The sequence below is a fragment of the Olivibacter sp. SA151 genome, assembly GCF_054130995.1.
Window position 1 is genome coordinate 4,937,142 of record NZ_CP096391.1, and the last position, 22,147, is coordinate 4,959,288.

General features: G+C 42.8%; 25 protein-coding genes. 10 read left to right on the top strand and 15 right to left on the bottom strand.

All coding sequences use genetic code 11. From position 1 onward, the window contains the following. Positions 1 to 197: 197 nt before the first annotated feature. From M1D52_RS20205 to glgB, 3 genes are read left to right on the top strand one after another with little or no spacing between them, the layout of a single operon-like run. Positions 198 to 2,141, top strand: coding sequence for an alpha-1,4-glucan--maltose-1-phosphate maltosyltransferase (locus M1D52_RS20205; RefSeq protein WP_437393160.1), 1,944 nt, complete (start codon positions 198 to 200; stop codon positions 2,139 to 2,141). Between the two features lie 6 nt (positions 2,142 to 2,147). Then, positions 2,148 to 5,471 carry a maltose alpha-D-glucosyltransferase gene (gene treS / locus M1D52_RS20210; RefSeq protein WP_437393159.1) on the top strand — a complete coding sequence of 1,108 codons (3,324 nt, stop codon included), beginning with the start codon at positions 2,148 to 2,150 and terminating at the stop codon, positions 5,469 to 5,471. An 11-nt stretch (positions 5,472 to 5,482) separates the two neighbouring features. Then, positions 5,483 to 7,408 (top strand): 1,4-alpha-glucan branching protein GlgB, encoded by a 1,926-nt coding sequence (gene glgB, locus M1D52_RS20215; RefSeq protein ID WP_437393158.1) that lies wholly within the window; start codon positions 5,483 to 5,485, stop codon positions 7,406 to 7,408. A gap of 274 nt (positions 7,409 to 7,682) precedes the next feature. On the opposite strand, the gene M1D52_RS20220 is transcribed toward glgB, so the two are convergent. The 5 genes from M1D52_RS20220 to M1D52_RS20240 form a co-directional block, all read right to left on the bottom strand. Further along, positions 7,683 to 7,901, bottom strand: coding sequence for a hypothetical protein (locus tag M1D52_RS20220; RefSeq protein WP_437364397.1), 219 nt, complete (start codon positions 7,899 to 7,901; stop codon positions 7,683 to 7,685). Positions 7,902 to 7,935: 34 nt separating this feature from the next. Beyond that, the gene (locus tag M1D52_RS20225; RefSeq protein ID WP_437393157.1) at positions 7,936 to 8,292 is read right to left on the bottom strand and encodes a nitrogen regulation protein NR(II); all 357 of its coding nucleotides are present in this window, start codon (positions 8,290 to 8,292) and stop codon (positions 7,936 to 7,938) included. A gap of 170 nt (positions 8,293 to 8,462) precedes the next feature. Further along, positions 8,463 to 9,263: an SDR family NAD(P)-dependent oxidoreductase gene (locus tag M1D52_RS20230; RefSeq protein WP_437393156.1), complete on the bottom strand. Its 801-nt coding sequence runs from the start codon at positions 9,261 to 9,263 to the stop codon at positions 8,463 to 8,465. Positions 9,264 to 9,275: 12 nt separating this feature from the next. After that, on the bottom strand, positions 9,276 to 9,449 hold the full coding sequence (locus tag M1D52_RS20235) for a hypothetical protein (protein WP_165446985.1): 174 nt from the start codon (positions 9,447 to 9,449) through the stop codon (positions 9,276 to 9,278). Between the two features lie 286 nt (positions 9,450 to 9,735). Then, positions 9,736 to 9,969: a hypothetical protein gene (locus tag M1D52_RS20240; RefSeq protein WP_013665452.1), complete on the bottom strand. Its 234-nt coding sequence runs from the start codon at positions 9,967 to 9,969 to the stop codon at positions 9,736 to 9,738. Positions 9,970 to 10,315: 346 nt separating this feature from the next. On the opposite strand from M1D52_RS20240, the gene M1D52_RS20245 reads away from it, so the two are divergent. After that, on the top strand, positions 10,316 to 10,672 hold the full coding sequence (locus tag M1D52_RS20245) for a response regulator transcription factor (RefSeq protein ID WP_013665451.1): 357 nt from the start codon (positions 10,316 to 10,318) through the stop codon (positions 10,670 to 10,672). Between the two features lie 34 nt (positions 10,673 to 10,706). Here the strand turns inward: M1D52_RS20245 and M1D52_RS20250 are convergent, their stop codons facing one another. Together M1D52_RS20250 and M1D52_RS20255 are read right to left on the bottom strand one after the other, a co-directional pair. After that, positions 10,707 to 11,159 (bottom strand): DUF421 domain-containing protein, encoded by a 453-nt coding sequence (locus M1D52_RS20250; RefSeq protein ID WP_013665450.1) that lies wholly within the window; start codon positions 11,157 to 11,159, stop codon positions 10,707 to 10,709. Positions 11,160 to 11,164: 5 nt separating this feature from the next. Next, positions 11,165 to 11,665 (bottom strand): hypothetical protein, encoded by a 501-nt coding sequence (locus M1D52_RS20255; RefSeq protein ID WP_437393155.1) that lies wholly within the window; start codon positions 11,663 to 11,665, stop codon positions 11,165 to 11,167. 281 nt (positions 11,666 to 11,946) lie between these two features. On the opposite strand from M1D52_RS20255, the gene M1D52_RS20260 reads away from it, so the two are divergent. Together M1D52_RS20260 and M1D52_RS20265 are read left to right on the top strand one after the other, a co-directional pair. Further along, complete coding sequence (locus M1D52_RS20260; protein ID WP_437393154.1) at positions 11,947 to 12,117, top strand: hypothetical protein; 171 nt, start codon at positions 11,947 to 11,949, stop codon at positions 12,115 to 12,117. A gap of 23 nt (positions 12,118 to 12,140) precedes the next feature. Then, positions 12,141 to 13,838, top strand: coding sequence for an alpha-amylase family protein (locus tag M1D52_RS20265; RefSeq protein WP_437393153.1), 1,698 nt, complete (start codon positions 12,141 to 12,143; stop codon positions 13,836 to 13,838). A 24-nt stretch (positions 13,839 to 13,862) separates the two neighbouring features. Here the strand turns inward: M1D52_RS20265 and M1D52_RS20270 are convergent, their stop codons facing one another. Further along, positions 13,863 to 14,600 (bottom strand): hypothetical protein, encoded by a 738-nt coding sequence (locus tag M1D52_RS20270; RefSeq protein ID WP_437393152.1) that lies wholly within the window; start codon positions 14,598 to 14,600, stop codon positions 13,863 to 13,865. Between the two features lie 301 nt (positions 14,601 to 14,901). On the opposite strand from M1D52_RS20270, the gene M1D52_RS20275 reads away from it, so the two are divergent. After that, a complete protein-coding gene (locus M1D52_RS20275; protein ID WP_437393151.1) occupies positions 14,902 to 15,579 on the top strand; it encodes a DUF421 domain-containing protein in 678 nt (225 codons plus the stop codon). A 6-nt stretch (positions 15,580 to 15,585) separates the two neighbouring features. After that, positions 15,586 to 16,293: a DUF421 domain-containing protein gene (locus M1D52_RS20280; protein WP_437393150.1), complete on the top strand. Its 708-nt coding sequence runs from the start codon at positions 15,586 to 15,588 to the stop codon at positions 16,291 to 16,293. On the opposite strand, the gene M1D52_RS20285 is transcribed toward M1D52_RS20280, so the two are convergent. Together M1D52_RS20285 and M1D52_RS20290 are read right to left on the bottom strand one after the other, a co-directional pair. After that, positions 16,290 to 16,904: a LuxR C-terminal-related transcriptional regulator gene (locus M1D52_RS20285; RefSeq protein WP_437393149.1), complete on the bottom strand. Its 615-nt coding sequence runs from the start codon at positions 16,902 to 16,904 to the stop codon at positions 16,290 to 16,292. The genes M1D52_RS20280 and M1D52_RS20285 overlap by 4 nt on opposite strands. Before the next feature lie 113 nt (positions 16,905 to 17,017). Further along, on the bottom strand, positions 17,018 to 17,374 hold the full coding sequence (locus tag M1D52_RS20290) for a response regulator (protein WP_437393148.1): 357 nt from the start codon (positions 17,372 to 17,374) through the stop codon (positions 17,018 to 17,020). Positions 17,375 to 17,640: 266 nt separating this feature from the next. Here M1D52_RS20290 and M1D52_RS20295 point away from each other — a divergent pair, with 266 nt between their 5' ends. After that, a complete protein-coding gene (locus tag M1D52_RS20295) occupies positions 17,641 to 19,014 on the top strand; it encodes an alpha-L-fucosidase (RefSeq protein WP_437393147.1) in 1,374 nt (457 codons plus the stop codon). A gap of 7 nt (positions 19,015 to 19,021) precedes the next feature. On the opposite strand, the gene M1D52_RS20300 is transcribed toward M1D52_RS20295, so the two are convergent. The 5 genes from M1D52_RS20300 to M1D52_RS20320 all read right to left on the bottom strand — a co-directional run bounded on the left by M1D52_RS20300 (position 19,022) and on the right by M1D52_RS20320 (position 21,669). Next, positions 19,022 to 19,909: a glycoside hydrolase family 43 protein gene (locus tag M1D52_RS20300; protein WP_437393146.1), complete on the bottom strand. Its 888-nt coding sequence runs from the start codon at positions 19,907 to 19,909 to the stop codon at positions 19,022 to 19,024. Positions 19,910 to 19,959: 50 nt separating this feature from the next. Continuing rightward, the gene (locus M1D52_RS20305) at positions 19,960 to 20,256 is read right to left on the bottom strand and encodes a hypothetical protein (RefSeq protein ID WP_437393145.1); all 297 of its coding nucleotides are present in this window, start codon (positions 20,254 to 20,256) and stop codon (positions 19,960 to 19,962) included. Positions 20,257 to 20,510: 254 nt separating this feature from the next. Further along, positions 20,511 to 20,747 (bottom strand): RuBisCO large subunit C-terminal-like domain-containing protein, encoded by a 237-nt coding sequence (locus tag M1D52_RS20310; protein WP_437393444.1) that lies wholly within the window; start codon positions 20,745 to 20,747, stop codon positions 20,511 to 20,513. 20 nt (positions 20,748 to 20,767) lie between these two features. Beyond that, entirely contained in the window at positions 20,768 to 21,007 is a 240-nt protein-coding gene (locus M1D52_RS20315; RefSeq protein ID WP_437393144.1) for a hypothetical protein, read from the bottom strand. 206 nt (positions 21,008 to 21,213) lie between these two features. After that, entirely contained in the window at positions 21,214 to 21,669 is a 456-nt protein-coding gene (locus M1D52_RS20320) for a hypothetical protein (RefSeq protein WP_013665437.1), read from the bottom strand. Positions 21,670 to 21,914: 245 nt separating this feature from the next. Between M1D52_RS20320 and M1D52_RS20325 the strand changes: the two genes are divergently transcribed. Beyond that, on the top strand, positions 21,915 to 22,130 hold the full coding sequence (locus tag M1D52_RS20325; protein WP_013665436.1) for a CsbD family protein: 216 nt from the start codon (positions 21,915 to 21,917) through the stop codon (positions 22,128 to 22,130). Positions 22,131 to 22,147: the final 17 nt, after the last annotated feature.

A 22,147-nucleotide genomic window follows, 5' to 3' on the forward strand; every position in this document is an offset into this window, starting at 1 on the left:
CAGTACCATATAAAAATCATTCCAAATGCACACTATATCATCAACACGTTCATTCATCCCGACGGTGCCTACATGCGTGGAACGTTATCGCACTAAAAAACACCAATCTTTTTTGAGTTATATCTTTTTAAGGATACCGGCACTATTCTGATGCACTATTGAATAGTATAGCTTTTAATTTCAATGGGGATGGATATATGGATAATATAATGGGTCGGCAAAGGGTTTATATCACGCACGTGATGCCCACTATCGATAATGGTACCTATCCCTCAAAAGCAGTGATAAATGATGAAACTTCCTTTACCGCTGATCTTTTTGCTGACGGACACGACCAAGTATCTGCAAGCCTTTTCATAAAGGCGCAGCATGCAAACGAGTGGCAGGAGGTTGCCATGCAGCATGTGATCAATGATCATTGGGCAGCAACCTTCCGCTTTCCCGCGATAGGTGTTTACTTTTTCTGTATAAGAGCTTGGGTCAATCACTATGCTTCCTGGATCAATGGCTTGCAAAAGAAGGTAGAGGCCGAACAAGATGTTTACGTTGATTTGCTAATCGGCGCAAATCTGCTCGAAGAGGCCACAACCGAACTTCCTTTATTACTCCCCGAACTGCAAAAGTGGGGAACGGTTTTGCGACAAGGCGCAATAGAAAAGGATTTACTAAAGACATTAAAGGAGGAGACATTACCCATTATGCGGCAGTACCGCTTAGAGCCCTTTACTTCTATCACCCAAGTTTACAAAATTGAGGCAGAACGTCAAAAGGCTGGTTTTAGCACCTGGTATGAGCTTTTTCCACGATCCACCGCTGAGATACCGGGACAACATGGAAGCTTCCAAGACGTCAAGCGGCTATTACCGAGAATCGCAAAAATGGGCTTTGACGTGCTTTACCTCCCTCCTATTCATCCCATCGGTGAAGTGAAAAGAAAAGGAAAGAACAACGCACTTATCGCTAATCCGGAAGAACCCGGGTCACCTTGGGCAATCGGTAATCGACATGGCGGACATAAAGCGATTCATCCGCAACTGGGCAGCTTAGAAGACTTCCAGGAACTGATCATATCAGCCAAGAAATATGATATCGAAATAGCCATGGATATCGCTTTTCAATGCGCCCCCGATCATCCCTATGTGCAGCTCCATCCCAACTGGTTTAAATGGCGACCTGATGGATCCATCCAATACGCTGAGAACCCACCAAAACGCTATGAGGACATTCTACCTTTCGATTTTGAGACATCCGACTGGCAAAATCTATGGAGCGAACTAAAGAGTGTCCTATCCTACTGGATTGCTATCGGGATTAGCATTTTCCGTATTGATAATCCGCACACCAAAGCACTCGCCTTTTGGGAATGGGTGATACCGGAAATTCGGAAAGACCACCCGGCAACTATCTTCCTAGCAGAGGCTTTCACCCGACCACGCATTATGGAGCAATTGGCAAAAGGAGGCTTCAATCAATCGTATACTTATTTTACCTGGCGAAACACCAAATGGGAGCTCGAAACATACCTGTATGAACTCACAAAAACTGATATGCGGTACTACTTTAGGCCATGCTTTTGGCCTAATACGCCGGACATCTTACCTCCCATATTAAGTGAGGGTGGAGAAAATGCCCATATCATGCGTGCCATCCTCGCGGCAACGCTTTCTGCCAATTATGGTATTTACGGTCCGGTTTACGAATTTGGTCTCAATGAAGCGCATCCGGGAAAAGAAGAATACACAAACAATGAGAAGTATGAGATAAAGCATTGGGACTGGAACGCACATACGCGGATAGGCGAAATCATTGCACGACTTAACCGCATCCGGAAACAGCACCCCGCATTACAAAACACGTATAATATTGAGTTTGCGGAGGTACAAAATGACCAGTTGATCTGTTATGTAAAAACGGATCAACGCAAGCAGGACCGGTTAATTATTGCCGTGAACCTTGATCTTTTCAATACCCAAGGAGCCTTCGTTAAGATTCCATTATCGGCCCTTCATTTAGATGCTGATAAGCCCTATCATTTATTCGATCTGCTAAGCGGAGACAAATATGAATGGTTTGGCGAATGGAATTATATAGAACTGAACCCTTACCTCATGCCTGCCCATATTTTTTATGTAACTCAATAAATTGTTATGAAAAACGGCCAATTAGACAACCAACTTCACTGGTACAAAGATGCCATCATATATGAGTTGCACATCAAAGCGTTTCGCGATGGAAATGGCGATGGGGTGGGCGACTTTGAAGGGCTGCTTCAAAAACTTGATTATTTACAGGACTTAGGTATTACCGCCATTTGGTTACTCCCATTTTATCCTTCGCCCCTTCGAGATGACGGATACGACATAGCCGACTATTATAACATCAATCCGGCATACGGTAACATCAAAAAATTTAAACGCCTTCTTAGAGAGGCACATAAACGCGGCCTAAAGGTAATAACTGAGCTCGTTATCAACCATACCTCGGATCAGCATCCGTGGTTTCAACGAGCGCGAAGAGCTCCTAAAGGCTCCGGACTTCGAAATTATTATGTGTGGACCGATGATCCCAATCAGTACGCCGAGGCACGGATTATTTTTCAAGACTTCGAAAGTTCCAATTGGTCGTGGGATCCAATTGCTCAGCAATACTATTGGCATCGATTCTTTCATCATCAACCTGATCTTAATTACGACAACCCCTTGGTGCAAAAGGAAGTGTTCGATATTCTAAATTATTGGTGCGCCATGGGGGTAGACGGCTTTCGATTGGACGCTGTCCCTTACCTTTTTGAGCGAGACGGCACTAATTGCGAAAACCTACCTGAAACCCATGCCTTTTTAAAGAAACTACGGGAGCACATAGACCTACATTACCCAGGCACCCTTCTTTTAGCGGAAGCCAATATGTGGCCGGAGGATTCTGCCGCTTATTTTGGAGCCGGAGACGAATGCCACATGAATTACCATTTCCCCATTATGCCGCGGATGTTTATGGCATTACAGATGGAAGACCGATATCCGCTGACCGATATTTTTGAACAGACGCCTTCCATCCCTCCTACCTGCCAGTGGGCAATTTTTCTGCGGAACCACGATGAACTTACATTGGAAATGGTAACCGACGAAGAGCGTGACTATATGTACAAGGTTTATGTCAAGGATCCTGTAGCCAGAATTAATTTAGGGATCAGGCACCGATTAGCCCCTTTATTAGAGAACAATCGAAAGAAAATTGAGTTGCTTAATGCCTTATTGTTTTCATTACCGGGTACTCCTGTAATCTATTACGGAGACGAAATAGGCATGGGCGACAATTACTATTTGGGCGACCGAGACGGTGTTCGTACCCCTATGCAATGGCATCCCGATCGTAACGCAGGCTTTTCTGAAGCTAATCCGCAACGATTGTACCTTCCGCTGATTCTAGACCCTGAATATCACTATGAATCGGTCAATGTTGAATTACAATCGCGCAACACCTCTTCTCTACTCTGGTGGATGAAACGCATGATCAGCACCCGTAAAAAATATAAAGCTTTTGGTCGTGGCGATATTCAGTTCGTATACACCGAAAACGCTAAAATTTTAGCCTTTACAAGGACATACGAAAGTGAAATCATGCTCGTCGTGGCCAATTTATCCCGTTTTTCGCAGGCCGCGGAGCTATTTTTGGAGACTTATAAGGGGTTTGCGCCAATCGAAATTCTAAGTCGCAACCGCTTCCCTGTCATAAAGGAAGATCTACCCTATTTCTTCACATTAGGCCCTTATGCAAGTCAAGTGTTCTTACTCGAAAAAGCACATCCGGAGCTGGCGGATGAAGCAAGATTACATTTAATCGAGATAGACGAGTGGAAAGAGCTGTTAGACGAGCCTGTTATCGAACAACTGGAAAACCGTATTCTACCGGATTACATCATGAAATTACGTTGGTTTGGAGGAAAAGGCAAGGGACCTGAAAATTTCCGAATCATTGATCACGCTACTATTGGCTTGGAAGAAGGAACCGCCTTTTTATTGCTTATCGAGGTATCCTATCATGATGGCTTACCGGAAACCTATCAATTGCCTGTAGCTTTCGGCAAGGGGCAATTTTCCTATCGTTTACAAGACAATTGCCCGCAATCAGTAATCGCCCATTTGAAAGTAGGCCACACGGAAGGCGTTCTTTATGACGCCATTTATGGAATTGAGTTGCAGCATGCCATCATCGCCAATATGGTTGGTAACCGACACATAGGTCAAAAAAACGGACAAATAAGCTTTTTGGGAAACAAAAAGGTAAAAAAACATATCAAGGAAAATCCAAGGCCCAGGCCTCGTGTATTGAGTGCAGAGCAGAGCAATACTTCTATTATTTACGATAATACGTTTTATCTTAAAATCTATCGAAAGGTCGACGCAATCATTAATCCCGACGTGGAAATGATCGCCTATCTTTCGGGAACGGCTCGGTTCAAGCACGTCCCCGCTTATTTAGGTAGAATACAATGGGAATTTAAATCGGGCCGCACCATGGTTTTAGCCATGATGCAGGAAATGGCCGTAAGCAACAGCGATGGATGGACTTATATGCTCGATCGCTTAAACGACTTCAATGAAAAGGTGCTCTCCCATACGGACCCCAATTCGCTTCTGGAAGAAGTTAGAGGAAATTTATTATTACCGCTACATTTTGAAGAGATACCGGGTAATATGAAGCTATTGCTGGAAGGTAATCTTGCCGAGCTGGTAAGGCTGTTAGGTGTAAGAACCGCCGAAATGCATTTAGCTTTAGCAAAACCAACCGAGTTGCCCGAGTTTAAACCCGAGCCATTTTCGCTCCACTATCAGCGTTCCCTGTATTCTTCACTTCAATCACTGGTACGAGCAAGTTTCCAGAGTCTTCAAAAAAATCTGGAAAATCTAAGTGCAGAGGTTCGTGAAGAAGCAAAAGAAGTGTTGTTACTCCGCGAAAAAGTCCTCAGCACCATGAAACGCATCTATCAGCATCGAATAGATGCCGTCAAAACCCGAATCCACGGCGACTACCATTTAGGTCAGGTACTTTTTACAGGCAAAGACTTTTTAATACTCGACTTTGAAGGCGAGCCGGCTAGAAGTTATAGTGAACGGCGCTTGAAGTTTTCGCCCTTACGTGATGTGGCCGGTATGTTGCGCTCCTTACACTACGCTGCCTTCGGCAGCCTACTTCTGGATAACCAGATCAGAAACGATGACATCAAAACGCTTACTCCATTTATCGAGCAGTGGTACCATTATATGAGCGGTTTTTTTATGCGCGCCTACCTCGACAAGGTTAATGAAGCCGCATTTATACCCACCCGGTTGGAGGATCTACAGGTCATGATGGACGTATATTTGCTACAAAAGGCCGTATACGAACTGAATTATGAGATCAATAATCGCCCCGACTGGGTACTCGTTCCGCTCCGAGGCATTAAATCCATTTTAAAAGAAGTTAAGGCATAAAATCAACGATTATGAACGCAGCTCCGCATAACGACTTCGCATCACGTTTCACCGCCTTCGATCTCAGCTTGTTTAAGCAGGGCAAACATTACCAGCTTTACGACAAGTTGGGTGCTCATCATGTGAACGAAATGGATGCACAAGGCGTTCATTTTGCCGTGTGGGCACCCAATGCAGAGCAGGTATCCCTTGTCGGCAATTTTAACCATTGGGATCGAACGGCTAATCCGATGGGACGAAGACCTGATGATTCCGGAATATGGGAGCTATTTATTCCCGATCGGTTGGAAGGTGAGTGTTACAAATACTACATTAGAGGATACAATGGCTATGAAGCGGAAAAAGGCGATCCCTACGCTTATGCTTGGGAAGAACCGCCGCGCACGGCGTCACGGATCACCCATTTAAACTACGCCTGGGAGGATGAGTCGTGGCTAGAAAAACAAAGGCACACTGATATCTTCACCGTTCCATTGAAAATTTATGAAACGCATATTGGCTCATGGAAACGCCACAACGATGATACCACAAGCTTTTTAAGCTATCGCCAGTTGGCTTCAGAACTACCAACTTATTGTAAGGAACTTGGATTCAGCCATGTCGAGTTTATGCCCGTAATGGAACATCCGTTTTATGGCTCTTGGGGCTACCAGGTTGTGGGCTATTTCGCACCGAGCAGTCGATATGGATCGCCGCAAGACTTTATGTATCTCGTAGATACGCTGCATCAGCACGATATCGGTGTCATACTGGATTGGGTACCCTCACACTTTCCAACAGACGCGCACGGTTTAGGCTATTTTGATGGCACCCACCTCTACGAACACGCCGATCCCAAGAAAGGCTTCCATCCCGACTGGAAAAGTAGCATCTTTAATTACGATCGAAACGAAGTGCGTTCTTTTCTGATCTCCAATGCCCTCTTTTGGTTAGAAAAGTACCACATTGATGGCCTACGTGTCGACGCCGTTGCTTCTATGTTATACCTCGATTATTCGCGCGTCGAAGGTCAGTGGATTCCGAATAAGTATGGAGGTAGGGAAAATTTAGAAGCTATTCAATTTCTGCAAGAGCTAAACGAGGCCGTGCATCTATATTGTCCACGGGCCTTTACAATCGCAGAAGAGTCAACCGCCTGGCCTAGAGTAACAGCCCCCGTACAGCTTGGCGGTTTGGGTTTCGATTTCAAATGGATGATGGGTTGGATGCATGATACCCTGTCTTACTTTCAAAAAGACCCTCTTTATCGTCGTTATCATCAAGGTCAATTAACCTTCAGCATGGTTTATGCCTATTCAGAAAAGTTTATTCTTCCTTTATCGCATGACGAAGTGGTGTATGGAAAAGCATCTTTGTTAAAGAAAATGCCGGGCGATGCCTGGCAACAATTTGCTAACCTTCGTTTATTATACGCTTTCATGTACGGCCATCCGGGCGGAAAAATGATTTTTATGGGTGCTGAGTTTGGTCAGTCGCACGAATGGAAACACGATGATGGTTTGAGCTGGGACGAATCTCTTGGAGCGCCCAATCGGGGGCTCGCAGCGTTTATTCAGGACTTAAACAAGCTTTATCAAACCGAACCGGCGATGCATGTACACAATTATGATTCCGCGGGTTTTGAGTGGAATGCAATAGACGATGCCGTTAACAGTGTTATCAGCTGGATTAGAAAAAGTGATGAGCAAGATGATAGTCTTTTATTTGTAGCTAACTTTACGCCCGTAGTGCGTAAAAATTACCGTATAGGTGCACCCAAAAAAGGATTTTATAGTGAAGTCCTTAATTCAGACAATCTCAAATACCATGGAAGCGATGTGTTAAACGATGCAATTATTGAAACTGCCCCTATTCCTTATCATGGTCGGACACATTCTCTGTCCCTAATATTACCTCCACTCGCTGTGATTGTGTTGAAATATCAATATGACGAATAATCTGCTATGCAGCCTAACTCAATAAAGCTTTGCGTAATGGTACCGTATTAAATTATCGATAAAAAGCCCTTTGTTATCTCACGACAGCAAAGGGCTTTTGGAAAAAATACTAAAAACAACACGTCACATAGATAAAAACAAGAATCCTACCATTATTACAGTTGCGATAAGTTAACTTTTGCTTTTTATATTGGTTTGATCAGACACAAAAAAACCACGATGTCATCTCGACAACGTGGTGGCACTAAACTTTACAATTTAGAAGAAAATTTATTTATCTATAATGTTTGCCATCAAAAACAACTTCCTTTAGCTGTCCTTCGTGATCGACAAGCACTTGCTCCAATCTATATATCCCTTCCTCATTAGAAGCCAATAACTTCACTTCCTTCACAAGCGACTGAAATACACCATCTCCTTCCAAGGCTGCTCTAAGCGAAGCGGTAAGGTTTAGAACAGCTTCATTTTTCGTTGTTTCTTTTTTAAGCACCATTATTTTTGGGTTTACGTGCGAACTGCATCTAATCTTAAGAAATTCTTGATACCATAATGTTCATGCAGCCATTGCTTTTAGGTACTACTGTTAGAAAAACAGGAACATTCGTTCCACTTAATCGGGTGCGAATAACACGCCTTTCCCTGTTCGTGATCGCTGCATTCACCACCTGATGATGATAGGCAGGCAAGGAGGCACATAAGACATCCCAAACATTATACCCTCTAACGCTCCTTTGATCACAATTAAGTAATTTAGCCGCTGTGTAATCGATATCCAGAATCATTAGACGCGGGTCTACGTCTAACGAGCCTGAGTCACCAATCGGTTTCCACCGAATGCCGCCTCGCGGCTGTGTAGGTGGTTCGCTTAAAGAAAGTTTATTCATGTTTATAAGTAACAGGTAGATAAGCTATTGCCAAAATCGTTCCAATAAGGGCGTACACCCTTGGTGCCTTAGTCAAATCTCTCTTCTGCGTCCAATACACAGGCCGTTATTAATAAGCATGATCTATAAAGAAGACAGACGTGATTTTTTTTTAGAACAGCGGCTCTAATTTATTGGTCAGTCGGTTTTTGCATATTACCCATTCGTTCCGTTGCCGCTTCGTCCGTACTTAAGTTTCCCATGGCGACTTGCATTTTGTTTTTAAACCCGGCGACCACCATATCTTCTCCTTTCATGAGCGCCTCGTAGCCTTTTTTGGCAACGAAAGCCGGATCTGCCAACTCCTGCTCCTGGACAATCTTTGACTCTTCCATATCTGCTTTCCTAAAGAAATCGGTATCAGTTGCTCCGGGTAATAGCGATGTTACGGTCACGCCGGTATCTTTCAATTCGCTACGGATTGCCTCGCTAAAGAAGTGGATAAAGGCCTTGGTACCATGATACACCGCCTGATAAGGGCCGGGAATTTTGCCTGCTATTGACGATAAATTTAAGATCTTACCATAACCTCGTTGTACCATATCCTTGATAAAAAATTTGCTGAGCACCACACAAGCACTAATATTTAGATGTATGATGTCCAACTCGCGCTGCAATTCCGTTTCTATGAATTTACCATATACCCCTTGCCCGGCATTATTTATCAACACATCGATATCAATGCCATAAGCCTTCACTTCCTCGTATACAGAAAAGGGCGCATCCGGGTTAAAGAAGTCGGCGACCACCGTAATAACCTCTCTTCCGTTAGTACGTAATTCTTCGGCAGTCTGAACCAGCTCCTGCTCGTTTCTAGCCACCAACACTAAATTGTAATCATTCTCTGCAAACAACTTTGCCAGCTCCAAGCCAATACCGCTGGTCCCGCCGGTAATTAAGGCGTATCTTCCTGTATTTTCTCTATCGTTCATAATATCAACAGTTTACTTGTTCCTTTTTTTATTATCCATGTTACTATTGCCGATCGATTCATCTTCATCGAACGACTTTGGTTCCTTCTTACCTTCCTTTTCCGTCGCTAATGCGGAATCCCCGACCGATTCATCCACATCAAACTGGGTGGGTTTCGGTGTTGGTTCTTTTTCATGCTTTTTCATTTCCCTAAATGTTTATGGTTATCCCTTTATAAGTAAACCAATATGTTGCCAATCTCCGTTTGCGTTCTATTATACCATACAGGGTAGGTAAAAAACAACGCATCGATTTTGGTATGGATGCAGTGTCCTAATTAGCAAATTGATGTGTTTATTTATCAAGGCAATGAACAGTATTGCTTGGGTTTGGCTTATGTTTCCACGCATTTCCACATAACCGAGGTAGAGGCCGAGTCGGTCTTAAAGAGCATAAAAAAGGCCCGGTAATGTCCAGGCCTTTTAGCATCTCTTAATCATTACCGGACGTTTTCACGATTTTGTTGTAAATCCCTAAAAGTAGGAAAGGAGCCGCCCATTGCCCTACGAAAAGAGCACTATGCTTGCATCCCATGCATTTTAAGGTTAACGATGCGCCCATCGAAACGACAGCAGCTGCCAAAAAAACTGTCGATGGGATCTTTGCCGTTTGATTTTCGATTTCCTTTGTGTGTTGCCCTTCGTCGGGCGTTCCAAAATTTGCCATAACTGCATGTTTTTAAAGTAGATATTAAAACAACGACCTAAATCGCTTAAAGTTTTTGAAAATTTCATTTAGCATATCAAATGCTCAGGGAACTCCCGGGGCCGCCCATTTCGTCAACTAAAATAGCTCCTATGCTATCTTTGCTCGCTCCCATTTTTATTGAACATTGTGTCCAAAAATATTGCCACGGTTATGAATTAAGAGCCTATTTATCTTAAGTGAAAACCGATACCGGTCAACGACTTAATTACACACTTGTTACACATTCTATAGAATCCAGGCTTGTGTTGAGAATAATGGCGCAGCTATTGTTGCAAAACTATAAGCTAAAGACAAAGCCCATTTTATGGAAAAGAAAGTTGTTATTCTTGAGGACGATGCCGACATTCGCGAAATCATCGAATACATTTTAGTAGAAGAGAAATTAGCCGTTCAAAGCCATGCACGGGCAGAGAGTTTTTGGAAGGATGTTCAAGATAATCACGCCGATCTCTTTTTGTTGGATGTGATGTTACCTGACGGAAACGGGATTGACATATGCAACCAACTGAAAGCCAATCAATCTACCTCACATATACCCATCATCATTATGTCGGCGCACCATCAACTCATGGGCGATGGCAAATGCCCCGCAGAGGATTTTATCAAAAAACCATTTGATATTCACGATTTTGTACAACGAATTCAGAAGCAGCTGTTGTAATTACGATCAGGTGGCAAACCAACGAATGACTTAATTAGCTTTGAGCAGTGAATGGGATAATAGAAATACTTCCGTTTCTTTCTAAAACGGCATACTTTATTTGGTTCAACTGTTCCAGTCCATGATTAAGACGAGCTGCTTCCATAATATCTTCTTCCTCCACACCTGCTCGCTTCATTCGCTCTTTCAAAGGTTGACCTTGATCAATTAATATCAGGGGTGTCCCTTCCAGCATCTTATCCAACCGTGGAAAACGCCCTTTAAATTTGCCCAAAATCATATCGAGCCCGATCAGCACCGTAATTAGAATCAAGCTATTCGTCATTGAAAAATCTTCGCCCAACAACGCTTGTTGCGTAGCTTCTCCTATAATCAATAGCAAAACAAAATCAAAAGTTGTCGTTTCTGCTAAACTACGTTTGCCCAACACCCGAAAGAGCACCAGCAAGAAGAGATAAATGGCAATACCTCGTATAATTGGATTCATCGTATTTAAGGATAAATAAACTGATTGATTTGAAAATTTTGGCGATTAACTTCCCATATTCCCTTCGCACTCCCCGGTTTTTGTGCATGCAAATAGAAATGGAGAATAGTTTCCCCCGTTTTATCAACGTTAAAAGTATAAACAACCTTTCCGTCGGAAATGATGCTCTCATTTGCCTCCGGTACTATCTTTTCGATTTTAAAACAATCGAGGTATTCAATTGGAATAGCTACCTGCACATTGGCTTGATTCGAAAGACGAAGGCTAACATCCATCTCTTTCTGATATCGCAAATAACGTTCATACTCCATTGTGATATCCCCGTTTACTATTTTTCGGGCACTTAAGGGCCCTTCACCGAACAACCCAAGGGCTGTCAAAATCATTAAAATCAAGATGAGCAGACCACCCACTTTTTGGGTCTTCCACCCCTTTATGTGCAAGGGTAAATCTTCCTCGAGTGTTAACGAGTGGCTTACTCTTTCAATTGCGTTGTTTGCACTCATATCTTTTTGTTAAGCTATATACACGATTAACTCGCCGATGCTTACATCTAGTTCTCAGAAAGATGGGCGTTAAATAAACAGAAAACAGCCCCGATTGTTCTACTACTTATCAGTGGAATTGATTTTTCGTCCGGTATACCGTCAAATAGATTTCCAAGGCCTAACATCGTCTCCAGGTATCCTTTACTTTTTGTTCATGCTCTTATTCTTTTCCAAAACTCTATCCTTTATAGCTTGTTACTAAGGGGTAGCAGGTTGTTGCTACCAAAAAAAATTAAGTTATGAAAAAGGATAAAAAAGCGGTCGACGCTGAAAACGAAGAAAAAAAGCAACAAGCGGAGGCGAAGAAGAAAATGGATCAGGAGTTAGACGATGAGATTGAACAAAGCTTTCCAGCCAGTGATCCACCCTCCTATTCGCAGCCTCATCACGATAAAAAGCAGAAGAAATAAAAAATCAAACACTAACATTCATTATGAAAAAGATCGCTCGGCTATGTGTACAAATATTTCTATTTATTTCGGTTTGCACCAAGATATATGCACAGGATAGTCTGTCGAATGATCAAGTTCCATGGTATAAAAACAGCTTTTTCTACAATATCGAAGTAGGTACATTCAAAGACAGTGACGGAGATGGGATTGGCGATTTCAAAGGTTTGATCAGCAAACTAGGTTACTTGGACAGCCTAGGCGTCGACGCTATATGGTTAGCTCCATTTTATCCTTCACCTCGAGAAGATGACGGATACGACGTCGTTGATTATTACCGTGTCGATCCACAATATGGTACACTGGCCGACTTACAATATTTTCTACAGCAAGCGCATCAACGAAATATAAGAGTAATTACCGACGTAGTACTCAACCATTCGTCCGATAAACATCCCTGGTTCAAAGCAAGTAGAAGCGATGCAAACAGTCCTTATCGTAATTGGTATGTTTGGAAACCTCAGCGACCAAAAGACGCAGACCAGGGCATGGTATTTCCCGGTATTCAGAAAGAGACGTGGACTTACGATTCCATAGCCAAGCAGTATTATTTTCATCGTTTTTACAGATTTCAGCCTGACTTAAACTACCGTAATGCAGAGGTGCAGCAAGAGGCCTTTAAAATTTTACGTTTTTGGCTCAAAAAGGGCATGGACGGCTATCGCTTAGATGCTGTTCCCTTTATCATTGATGTGCCGGAAACGGGCAGTGCGAATCCTGACCGAATGATCGAGCTCGTACCGCAATTTCGAAGCATCATAAAACAGGAAAAAAGCGATGCGTTGCTATTGGGAGAGGCAAATTTGTCGCCCAAAGAAAATAAGGACTATTTCGGAATCAACAATAGCGGCATGCAGATGATGTTTAACTTCTATGTGAATCAATATCTTTTTTATGCGTTCGCTTCGAAAAAAATAAAACCTCTCGTGCTTGCTATTAAAGACACAAAAGAAAAGCCGCATGCAGCTCAATGGGCTCATTTTCTACGCAATCACGACGAAATAGACTTAGGTAGGTTAAAAGAAGAACAGCGAAACGAAGTATACCGGCGCTTCGGTCCGGATACAAGCATGCAGTTGTACCATCGAGGTATTCGGCGTCGCCTTGCGCCCATGTTGCAAGACGACAAGCAGATCCGATTGGCCTACCATTTGATCTTCTCCTTACCCGGTACACCCGTTCTGCGCTATGGTGAAGAAATCGGTATGGGCGATAACCTGACCTTAAAAGAGCGGTTAGCCGTCCGTACACCCATGCAGTGGTCGGCTGAACCTAATGGCGGCTTCACGCAAGCTAAAACGGCTTTCCGACCCGTTATCGATAAAGGCCCTTACGCATATGAGAAGGTAAATGTCGCCGCTCAACTTAAAAATCCAGGCTCGCTGCTTAACTTTATAAAAGAAACAGCCAAATTGAGGGCACAACATCCGGAGATTGGCTTAGGCGAATTTGAAATCCTTGCAACCAGTTCGAAATATATTTTAGCAATAAGCTATCGCTATAACGATAGAAGTTTACTAACCTTACATAACTTTTCAGATCAACCCCAAGAATTCAAAATTAAAGGACGGTGGATAAAGGATAAACAAATTCGATTGATTAGTGGGAAATCGACAAAACAAAGCCAGAATATAAGTTTGCAAGGCTACGGATTTGCTTGGTACATAACGGAAGATCGGTAAGAGGAAATGATGATCGATCTCTCTTCAGTTCATCATGATCGAATATCGGTCCCAAAAACTTTTTGTCAACCAAAAGCCGTTCTCGCCGAGTTCATGTCGCTCCCAGATCTCGCCGAGAATAAAACGTCTTAAAGAGCGATATTCCTCTTCCTGAAGAGCAGAGGTAAATTCATTCTCTGTCGAAACAAATGGATAAGCGTCCTCAAAGGTTGTGAAGCTCCTTGGGTCATATGCTTGTAGGCTAAACGTAAGAAAGGGGAAAGGAGCTCCTACGTCCACTTGAGGATAGGTGATCAAGAAATTCTCTAAGCAACTGACCATTGAATGCCGGGTCCGATTCAGGTGGACAATCCGTATGGTATTCAATGACATTTGAGAATCGTAGAATAGAAACCGGTTTTCGCCTGTAGCCTGCACCATTTGTTCAGTACAGTGGAAAAGCTTCAACACAAAAAGTCGTCTAAGACGATGATAATTCCGCGCACTTATCAAGCGGAATCCCATACCAAAAGAAGTCATCTGTTCCATCAGGTCATTCATGGTGTGCACGGATAAAAATGTCTCATTCATGCCCTTTCCATAAATGAACCAATAAAACTGGTCAATCACCGTAACTGAACAGCTCTCATGGTCGTAAAAATTATATTGACCATCGCCCCTTTTTTCAGCATAAATAATTTTCAACTGAAAATGGAACTTGCCCGCTTTCTTATCTTCTTTTCTCCCGTAGGAGGAAGGCGCATATAAATATAGAATTTCCATAACATCAAGAATTAGCTCTCTCCTACAATATTGTCGCCAAACTATTTTTCCACAGCCTTGCTCAAAAATGGCGCGACACGTAACGAAAAAGCAACATGGTAATCATCGAAAAAGTCCACCGAACATCAAAAGCAGCAAGGCTGTCGTTTCCTTGCGTCATTGTTGTATATAAATCAAAACAATTTGGAAGTAAGAGCGCTGGCTCCCGCTGCACCATGAGCTTGCCAGCTAACTGCAGTAGTTTGGCCGATGTTTTGAAGTCTTCGAGAGGTAAAACCGGGGACACAACAAGCGCAATCCTATGAAAAAAGAAGAAATACAATTGACGGACATACAACGTATCCTGTTTGGAGAGACGCCTGCGGCTTTTATGCTAGAGGTATTCATACGGACGGTTATCGTCTATGCGGCCTTATTGCTAGCCCTTAAATTATTGGGAAAACGTATGACGGGCCAACTGACGATAGCAGAAATGGCAGTGATGATTACCATGGGTGCCATTGTGTCCGTGCCCATGCAGATCCCCGATCGAGGAATCCTACAAGGGGTAATCATACTGCTGCTCGCGGTCGCTTTTCTACGGGGCCTTAATTATCTTTCATATAGAAATCACGAGGCGGAGGATGTTATACAAGGAAAAGTAAACCTACTCGTAAGAGACGGAATAATCGATTTACCAACGCTGCAAAAAACGAATATCTCCAGGCAGCAATTATTTTCCAAACTTCGAAATCAGAAAATATTCAATTTAGGACAGGTGGATCGTGTTTATTTGGAAGCCTGCGGACTGTTTAGCGTTTATCAACATCAGGGTAAAAGAGCGGGCCTATCCCTTTATCCACTAAATGACCTACGCTTATCCGACACACAATACAACGACGGTGATTACGCTTGCTGCAGCTGTGGCAAGGTAAGTAGAACCCAACAAGATCCCTGTGCCAACTGTGGAGCTACCGAATTTATCCAAGCCATTATTTAATATCCGATGAAAAAAGAAGACATTCAACTTGGCGACTGGCTGAGAGTATTTATTGGAGAGGCACCGGGTGCCTTCTTTATTGAAATCATTATCCGCACCCTTATTATTTATGCAATCCTAATGATCGGCTTCCGTCTAATCGGCAGTCGTATGGCAGGCCAGCTAAGTCGCACCGAACAGGCCTCGCTTGTCACCTTAGCCGCTGCTATTGGGGTTCCCATTCAGTCACCGGAACGAGGTGTTCTCCCAGCCATTATTATCGCGATCGTAGTCGTCTTTTTTGGCCGTATAATCGCCAAGCGAGCCAGTAAGAGCGAAAAATTCGAGCGCATTAGTCAAGGTAATATCGATACGTTGGTTGAAAACGGAGTCCTATGCTTGCAAAATATCAAAGATACCACCTTGACACGTGAGCGCGTTTTTGCCCAATTGCGTTCAGAGCATATCGTTCATCTAGGTCAGGTGAAAAGACTTTACATTGAGCCTAACGGCAGCTTTACCTTAATTGAAAACGAAGACGACGTCGGCGGCCTATCCATTATTCCCGCGAACGATACAGCTTACCTACATCGCTTTCAGCAAGCAGACCTAATCGTCTGCGCTTATTGCGGCTTGGATCAGGGCAAAGACGCAAACTGTAAAAATTGTCGTAAGTCGGATTGGGTGCAAGCCATTAATCGAAGTGAAAAATCAAGTCGCAAAAGCTCGTCCTAAAGCCGGCTACAGATGCGATACAATATCAAACTCAAATTATCAACTGCTCCTATCTTTGCAAAAATTTTGCCTTTTGTCTCATCAATTACTCTTTTATTGCTTGTTAAACGTTTGGAGATTTCTTTCGTAGTATAACCCTCGATTAATAGATCCAATATCTCATTTTCCTGATCGGTTAAGGCCACGTTCGGATTAAATGCATCCAAATAATTTTCATAAGGCGCCAATCTTTCAAAAAACAAAAAGGGTAACGATGGATCGATAAAGAAATTGTTTTTTTTAACAACCCGTAAAACCTGCGGAAAATCATCTAAACTGAATGTACTGGAAAGATAACCATGCACACCTAGTTTTTTAAACATCGCCGGTCTCTGGAGGTTCGAGGCGTTGTCAAACACAACCACTTTTAAACCGGACGCAACCGCTTGAAGGATGCAATTTTGCCATCGTTGATTTCCATATTGATCCACGAAGCAAAGCAGTAATTCGGTGGTCTTCGGCAAATCATCCAGGTGTTGACCGGCAAATACAACGTCCAAATCGTGTTTTTCAAGGGTCTTTTTTACACCTTCCCGATGGATCGGATTATAATCTACGACAGCAATTTTCATGTTCAAATTTAACTAACAATTAAATACTGTCATAGTAACAAAATAACAGTCATTATAGTTTCCGTCTTAAAAAAAGATGACATAGGAAAAACTGTATAATTTTTTCAGTTTCACTACACACTGTATTGATTAATGGTGTTTAGAAAATGGCCGATATCGAAGGGCTTTTCGATAAAATCGCGCACACAATGCTCCGTTTCAACCAAATTACGCCTACCGTGCGCAGACATGAGTACGACCGGAATATCCTTTGTTTTTTCGTCTTGATAGAGCTCCCGACACAGATCAACGCCATTGCCGTCGGGCAACATAATATCCAACAAAATGAGGTTCGGTTTAATATCCTGCATCCGCTGCCTAAACTCTCTCACATTTGCACAACTTTGCACCTCAAATTGTTCACCCACTAATAAATATTCGACGAGCTCTCTTATGTCCTTGTCGTCTTCTACAACGATTATTTGTTTCATGTATGTAAGCTGATTAGTATCAAAAACGGCCCCATGCCTAATTCTCAGGTTAGATAATAACAAGAGCGTACTTGGCTCTATGCTTCAAAACAAAACAAGAGGATAGAAAGATTGTTTTAGCCCACACGAAAAAAAATTAGCTGTGGGTAATCATCTTTATGACCAATTTTATAAACCTAGAAAAAGTAATTCTATGTTCCTGTAGAAAAAGCCGTAAGTTTTGCTAAATTAGTTCTGAAGATAAACCGGAATCTTAAAAACGCCACATGATGCTATTTTCAAAACTTTGCCTCAAATGTTTCTATCTATCTTTTGCAATTTTTCATATCTTCTTATGCGCGAATGCACAACAGAAAGACAACAAGCCGGAGCGAGTTGCCTGGTTTCAGGATTTAGCCTTCGGTATGTTTATTCATTGGAACGTAGACGTCTCCTTGGGTGGCGTTATTAGTCACTCGCTAGCCGGGGCATCAGATGATTACGTGAATCGTTACATAGAAGAGCTTCCTCTTTTTTTCAACCCGAATCAGTTCGATCCCAATGAGTGGGCAACGATGGCCAAACTTGCGGGCATGAAATATGTAGTATTTACGGCAAAGCATCACGCCGGCTTTTGCATGTTCGATACGAAGACCACGCCGTTTAATGTAATGAATACCCCCTATAAGAGTGATATCACGAAGCAGCTTATAGACGCCTTTCGAAGACAGGGCATCGCCATTGGCATCTATTTTTCACCGGAAGATTTCTATTTTCTTCATCAACAGAAACTTCCTTTAGGCCGCTTACAGCATCCGATGCATTATCCGGTAAATAACAAAGCCTTATTTGATTATGACAGGGCGCAGTTAAAGGAATTGCTGACCCATTATGGAAATATCGATATTCTCTTCATCGATGGCCCCGGAGATGGGCTTCGCGAATATGCCTGGAGTATCAATCCTGATCTGGTGATTACACGCGATCTGATGAAAACACCTGAACAGAATATTCCTGATGCTCCCCTACCTCGTCCATGGGAAGCCTGTTATACGATGGGCACCGACTGGCAATACAAAGCCACCAATGATCCACATAAAAGCGGTACGGAAATTATCAACATGTTGATTGAAATTCGAGCGAAAGGCGGTAATTTTCTATTAAATGTAGGCCCGAAACCGGATGGATCCATGCAAGCAGAACAAGAGAACCTGCTTCGTGAAATTGCCTTATGGAACTTTGCCAACAGAGAATCAATTTATGAGGTCAAGCCCTTGCCCACCATACGTGATGGCGACCTCTGGTTTACTCAAGCAAATAATGACGAGACTATTTACGCATTCGTTACACGTGAAGAGCCATCCGATTGGGCCTATGGCACCCGGAGAAACTTTTTACTCCCCCATATCACCGGAAGTGAACGGACCAAAGTGAGTATACTGGGTTACAAAAGCGAGCTGGTTGAATACCAGAAAGGGCTGTCAGCGGAGATAATAGTGAGTCCTAGCCCGGTGGGCCTGGCAGTGAGTGCTGTCAATGGGCAACGTTTCTACACCAACAACCAATGGCCCAATCCAATTGTACTAAAAATTGAGCATGCACAGTTTAAAACACCTGCAGCTCGAAATGTAGAAAAGTCAGTAATAGACGGTGCCAAGTAAAGTCAGATCAACCCTCATCGGCTGTTATTCCTTCTCGGGTCATGATAATCGGCTCGATGGTGCCATCAGGCCTGTAAGAAAGGAGGTCGAGGCAGACCGACCGTCTGTGACTGCCTCCTCCTTCTAAAGCTCCATTATGATAAAAAAAATAAGATTTTCCTTGAAAATCAAGTGTCGCCGCACGATTCGTTTCGCAGTTATAGGGCACCTTATTGATAACTCCTTTGAAATCCCACGGCCCATGCACTGTGGGGCTCATGGCATAGGCTATGTCTTCCGGAAAACCATAGCCATACATCAAGTAATACCATCCATTCCGCTTAAAGACGTGTGCCCCTTCCCCAAATGCGGGGACATTCACCACTTGGATGTCACTGTCCAACTCGATCATATTCGCCTTCAACTTCGCGTAATAACAGGTCGTATTTCCCCAAAATAAATAAGCTTGTCCGATGTCATCGATGACCACGCTTGGGTCAAGATTAGCCTTTTCCGTTGTGGGGCAAGGTAACATGTCGCCGGTAACTAATGCGGCTCCCTTGGCGTCAACAAACGGACCTGTTGGCCTATCAGACGTAGCTACACCAATTGCTTTTCCGAAAATGGATTGATGGGTTACAGCCACATACCAGTAAAAAACATGATCGCGACACACGACATTCGATGCAAAGGCATCACCCGATGCCCATAAGAAATCGATTGCCTTCAAAGGGGAGGAATGTTCTTCCCAATTTTTCAGGTTGGCCGACGAAAAACAAAGCCAGTCGTTCATCACATAATCATCAACCCCTTCCGGGGGATCGTCGTGTCCGGTATAGAGATATACTCGACCGCCGTAATTTATAACCGTCGGATCAGCGGTATATTTATGTTTAATAATAGGATTCATCATCATTTTCAAGGCTATTTACCTTAGACCTATATAACAAAAAGCCGTTAGCTTTGTTAGGTATCAACGCCTTCTGACGCATCCAGCAAGTTTCTCGCCTCTTCACCGACTTTATCTGATTCCGTGATATGTGCCAGACGGTCTTTCAATTTACTTTCCCAATCAATAATAGCGTCAGACACGGTAAACCCTAACCCGAAAATACCTGTTTCTAAATCGGGCCCAAATAAGCAGATGAATTCATTTCCGTCCTGAAAAATCAGTGGACGGAGTAGGCGAAACGAGGAAGGTAAATCCGTCGATTCGTAATTAATTGAAATTCTTGCATCTTGTGACAATCGCATTTGATCCATGTTATCCTAGCTTTTGATTTTAAGTAATTATAATCATTAAGACAAAAATTTAGCCAAGAGTATCAAAAAAGGTTTGTGATTTAACAATTAGGTAAAAACCGAAACGATTGCGTATAAATACGGTTATCAGACCGATTAACTGGTCGAGCTATCATTTTTTACAAGCCTTTTCCGCCAATAATTAGCCAATAAAGATCCGGAAATATTCATCCACGGAACGGCCTCTTCCATGGCAAGTCCTTTAACCGCCCCTCCTAAGCCTGTTCTAAGGCCACCACACCTCCATCGGGACCCCTGGGATGCGCCATAATCCCCCCTCCTGCCATGTATAATAAATCAATGGTTTTCGTGCGCCGGTAGGTTTCAAAGGCTTGCCCGCCCCCCTGACCGGAAGATACCACGGGCAATAATGTTTCACGAGAAAAAGGCGTTAAGCAAGCTTCGATGGACTGTACCACCGAGTCATCCGATTCCCAAAATTTATTCTGAATTCCATTTACATGTAGCTGATCTACGCTCGCGAAGCGCCAAAGTTTTTGGTAGGCCGTAAATTAAATACCCAGCAGGGGTGCCTATTCAGCATGCCCCAACCATTCCGATGACCATGGATAACCAATGCACCCTGATCACATATTTTTTTCACACCGGCAAGGCCAACACTATTGATACTGAGCATGGCGCAATTGATCAAAGCCGCTTTTTCCGGATCAAAGGGAGTTTCAATATAGTATTTCGCAATAATTCTTTCCATAGCCTATTGAATCAATCCAATCTGCTAGATTGATAATCAGTAAGCTATGCGTAAAAAGGTTCTTTGCCGTTTTACACCTATTGATTATCTACTAGTCAAACAGATTAGATTTATACTGACAAATTTATCAGCGAGAACAATAGTGCTATTGTAGTATGTATGCAAGCTATTGTAGCATATTAGCTTTTTGCATACAGCTATTTCTTTCAGTCCGTCTTGAGCAATTGATATTGATACTTTCTTCCGATTTTTTGCGCATCCACAAAACCGTTCTTCAAAAGGTAATTCATCCGCACTGCCAAAGCGTTCTCCAGTTTGTATTTATCCCGGTCCGGCTGCGCCTGATGGATTTCGTTTAAAATGGCATCACGATCGCCCGTTCCTAAACGTGTGAGTGCATAGGCAATTTTTCTATCCAATTTACCGAAAGGGTCGAATTTTTCAACAGGCACCAAAACGCCTCTCCTCCATTTCGCTGGGGAAGAAACTGCCTCTTCTGTTGCAGCATCCGTCATTTTGGGTTCATGAAAAACAGAAATTTGCTTTCGTTTCTGCACGATATCAATGGTACATTGTATGGCGTCAATTTCGGCACGAATACTTTCAGCGAACTCTTTCAGAAAGGCGATTGTTTGCTCATCTAACAGCGGATTTTTTGTCATGAGATTAATTTAGGTTGATTCTACTGAGACAAAAGTAATAAGTTCGTTAGTTAAAAAGAAAAAATTGAGACTCAATTGTGAAAAAACTGTATACCAACCAGTTTCATACTACGTAAACACCGCTTCCCTGTGTAAATTATTGAAATAATCACAGTATACGTCACGAAAAAGAAATAAATAATTCTTAGCTTGCAAACAAAGTAAGTGAAATTTACGTCTATACGTTTACCTAACATGAAATGCATATGAGTGAATGGAAATTAAAAAGATCATGGCGACAGATTAAAAATCAGATAAGAACGAAATGGAGTGAGCTCACGGAAGATGACCTATACTATGAAGAAGGTAAAGAGATCGAGCTAGTCCATCGTTTAGAGCAGAAAACAGGAAAAAGTAGAGAGGATATCGTTGACTATCTCAATCACCTCTCCTTTATTTCCGATCTTAAATTAAGAGCTTAACGAACAACAAGGGGCAA

Bases quoted from the DNA above. Each gene is read 5' to 3' on its own strand.
- M1D52_RS20205 (WP_437393160.1), top strand. From the start codon at position 198: ATGGATAATATAATGGGTCGGCAAAGGGTTTATATCACGCACGTGATG.
- treS (WP_437393159.1), top strand. From the start codon at position 2,148: ATGAAAAACGGCCAATTAGACAACCAACTTCACTGGTACAAAGATGCC.
- glgB (WP_437393158.1), top strand. From the start codon at position 5,483: ATGAACGCAGCTCCGCATAACGACTTCGCATCACGTTTCACCGCCTTC.
- M1D52_RS20220 (WP_437364397.1), bottom strand. From the start codon at position 7,901: ATGGTGCTTAAAAAAGAAACAACGAAAAATGAAGCTGTTCTAAACCTT.
- M1D52_RS20225 (WP_437393157.1), bottom strand. From the start codon at position 8,292: ATGAATAAACTTTCTTTAAGCGAACCACCTACACAGCCGCGAGGCGGC.
- M1D52_RS20230 (WP_437393156.1), bottom strand. From the start codon at position 9,263: ATGAACGATAGAGAAAATACAGGAAGATACGCCTTAATTACCGGCGGG.
- M1D52_RS20235 (WP_165446985.1), bottom strand. From the start codon at position 9,449: ATGAAAAAGCATGAAAAAGAACCAACACCGAAACCCACCCAGTTTGAT.
- M1D52_RS20240 (WP_013665452.1), bottom strand. From the start codon at position 9,969: ATGGCAAATTTTGGAACGCCCGACGAAGGGCAACACACAAAGGAAATC.
- M1D52_RS20245 (WP_013665451.1), top strand. From the start codon at position 10,316: ATGGAAAAGAAAGTTGTTATTCTTGAGGACGATGCCGACATTCGCGAA.
- M1D52_RS20250 (WP_013665450.1), bottom strand. From the start codon at position 11,159: ATGAATCCAATTATACGAGGTATTGCCATTTATCTCTTCTTGCTGGTG.
- M1D52_RS20255 (WP_437393155.1), bottom strand. From the start codon at position 11,665: ATGAGTGCAAACAACGCAATTGAAAGAGTAAGCCACTCGTTAACACTC.
- M1D52_RS20260 (WP_437393154.1), top strand. From the start codon at position 11,947: ATGAAAAAGGATAAAAAAGCGGTCGACGCTGAAAACGAAGAAAAAAAG.
- M1D52_RS20265 (WP_437393153.1), top strand. From the start codon at position 12,141: ATGAAAAAGATCGCTCGGCTATGTGTACAAATATTTCTATTTATTTCG.
- M1D52_RS20270 (WP_437393152.1), bottom strand. From the start codon at position 14,600: ATGGAAATTCTATATTTATATGCGCCTTCCTCCTACGGGAGAAAAGAA.
- M1D52_RS20275 (WP_437393151.1), top strand. From the start codon at position 14,902: ATGAAAAAAGAAGAAATACAATTGACGGACATACAACGTATCCTGTTT.
- M1D52_RS20280 (WP_437393150.1), top strand. From the start codon at position 15,586: ATGAAAAAAGAAGACATTCAACTTGGCGACTGGCTGAGAGTATTTATT.
- M1D52_RS20285 (WP_437393149.1), bottom strand. From the start codon at position 16,904: ATGAAAATTGCTGTCGTAGATTATAATCCGATCCATCGGGAAGGTGTA.
- M1D52_RS20290 (WP_437393148.1), bottom strand. From the start codon at position 17,374: ATGAAACAAATAATCGTTGTAGAAGACGACAAGGACATAAGAGAGCTC.
- M1D52_RS20295 (WP_437393147.1), top strand. From the start codon at position 17,641: ATGATGCTATTTTCAAAACTTTGCCTCAAATGTTTCTATCTATCTTTT.
- M1D52_RS20300 (WP_437393146.1), bottom strand. From the start codon at position 19,909: ATGATGATGAATCCTATTATTAAACATAAATATACCGCTGATCCGACG.
- M1D52_RS20305 (WP_437393145.1), bottom strand. From the start codon at position 20,256: ATGGATCAAATGCGATTGTCACAAGATGCAAGAATTTCAATTAATTAC.
- M1D52_RS20315 (WP_437393144.1), bottom strand. From the start codon at position 21,007: ATGGAAAGAATTATTGCGAAATACTATATTGAAACTCCCTTTGATCCG.
- M1D52_RS20320 (WP_013665437.1), bottom strand. From the start codon at position 21,669: ATGACAAAAAATCCGCTGTTAGATGAGCAAACAATCGCCTTTCTGAAA.
- M1D52_RS20325 (WP_013665436.1), top strand. From the start codon at position 21,915: ATGAGTGAATGGAAATTAAAAAGATCATGGCGACAGATTAAAAATCAG.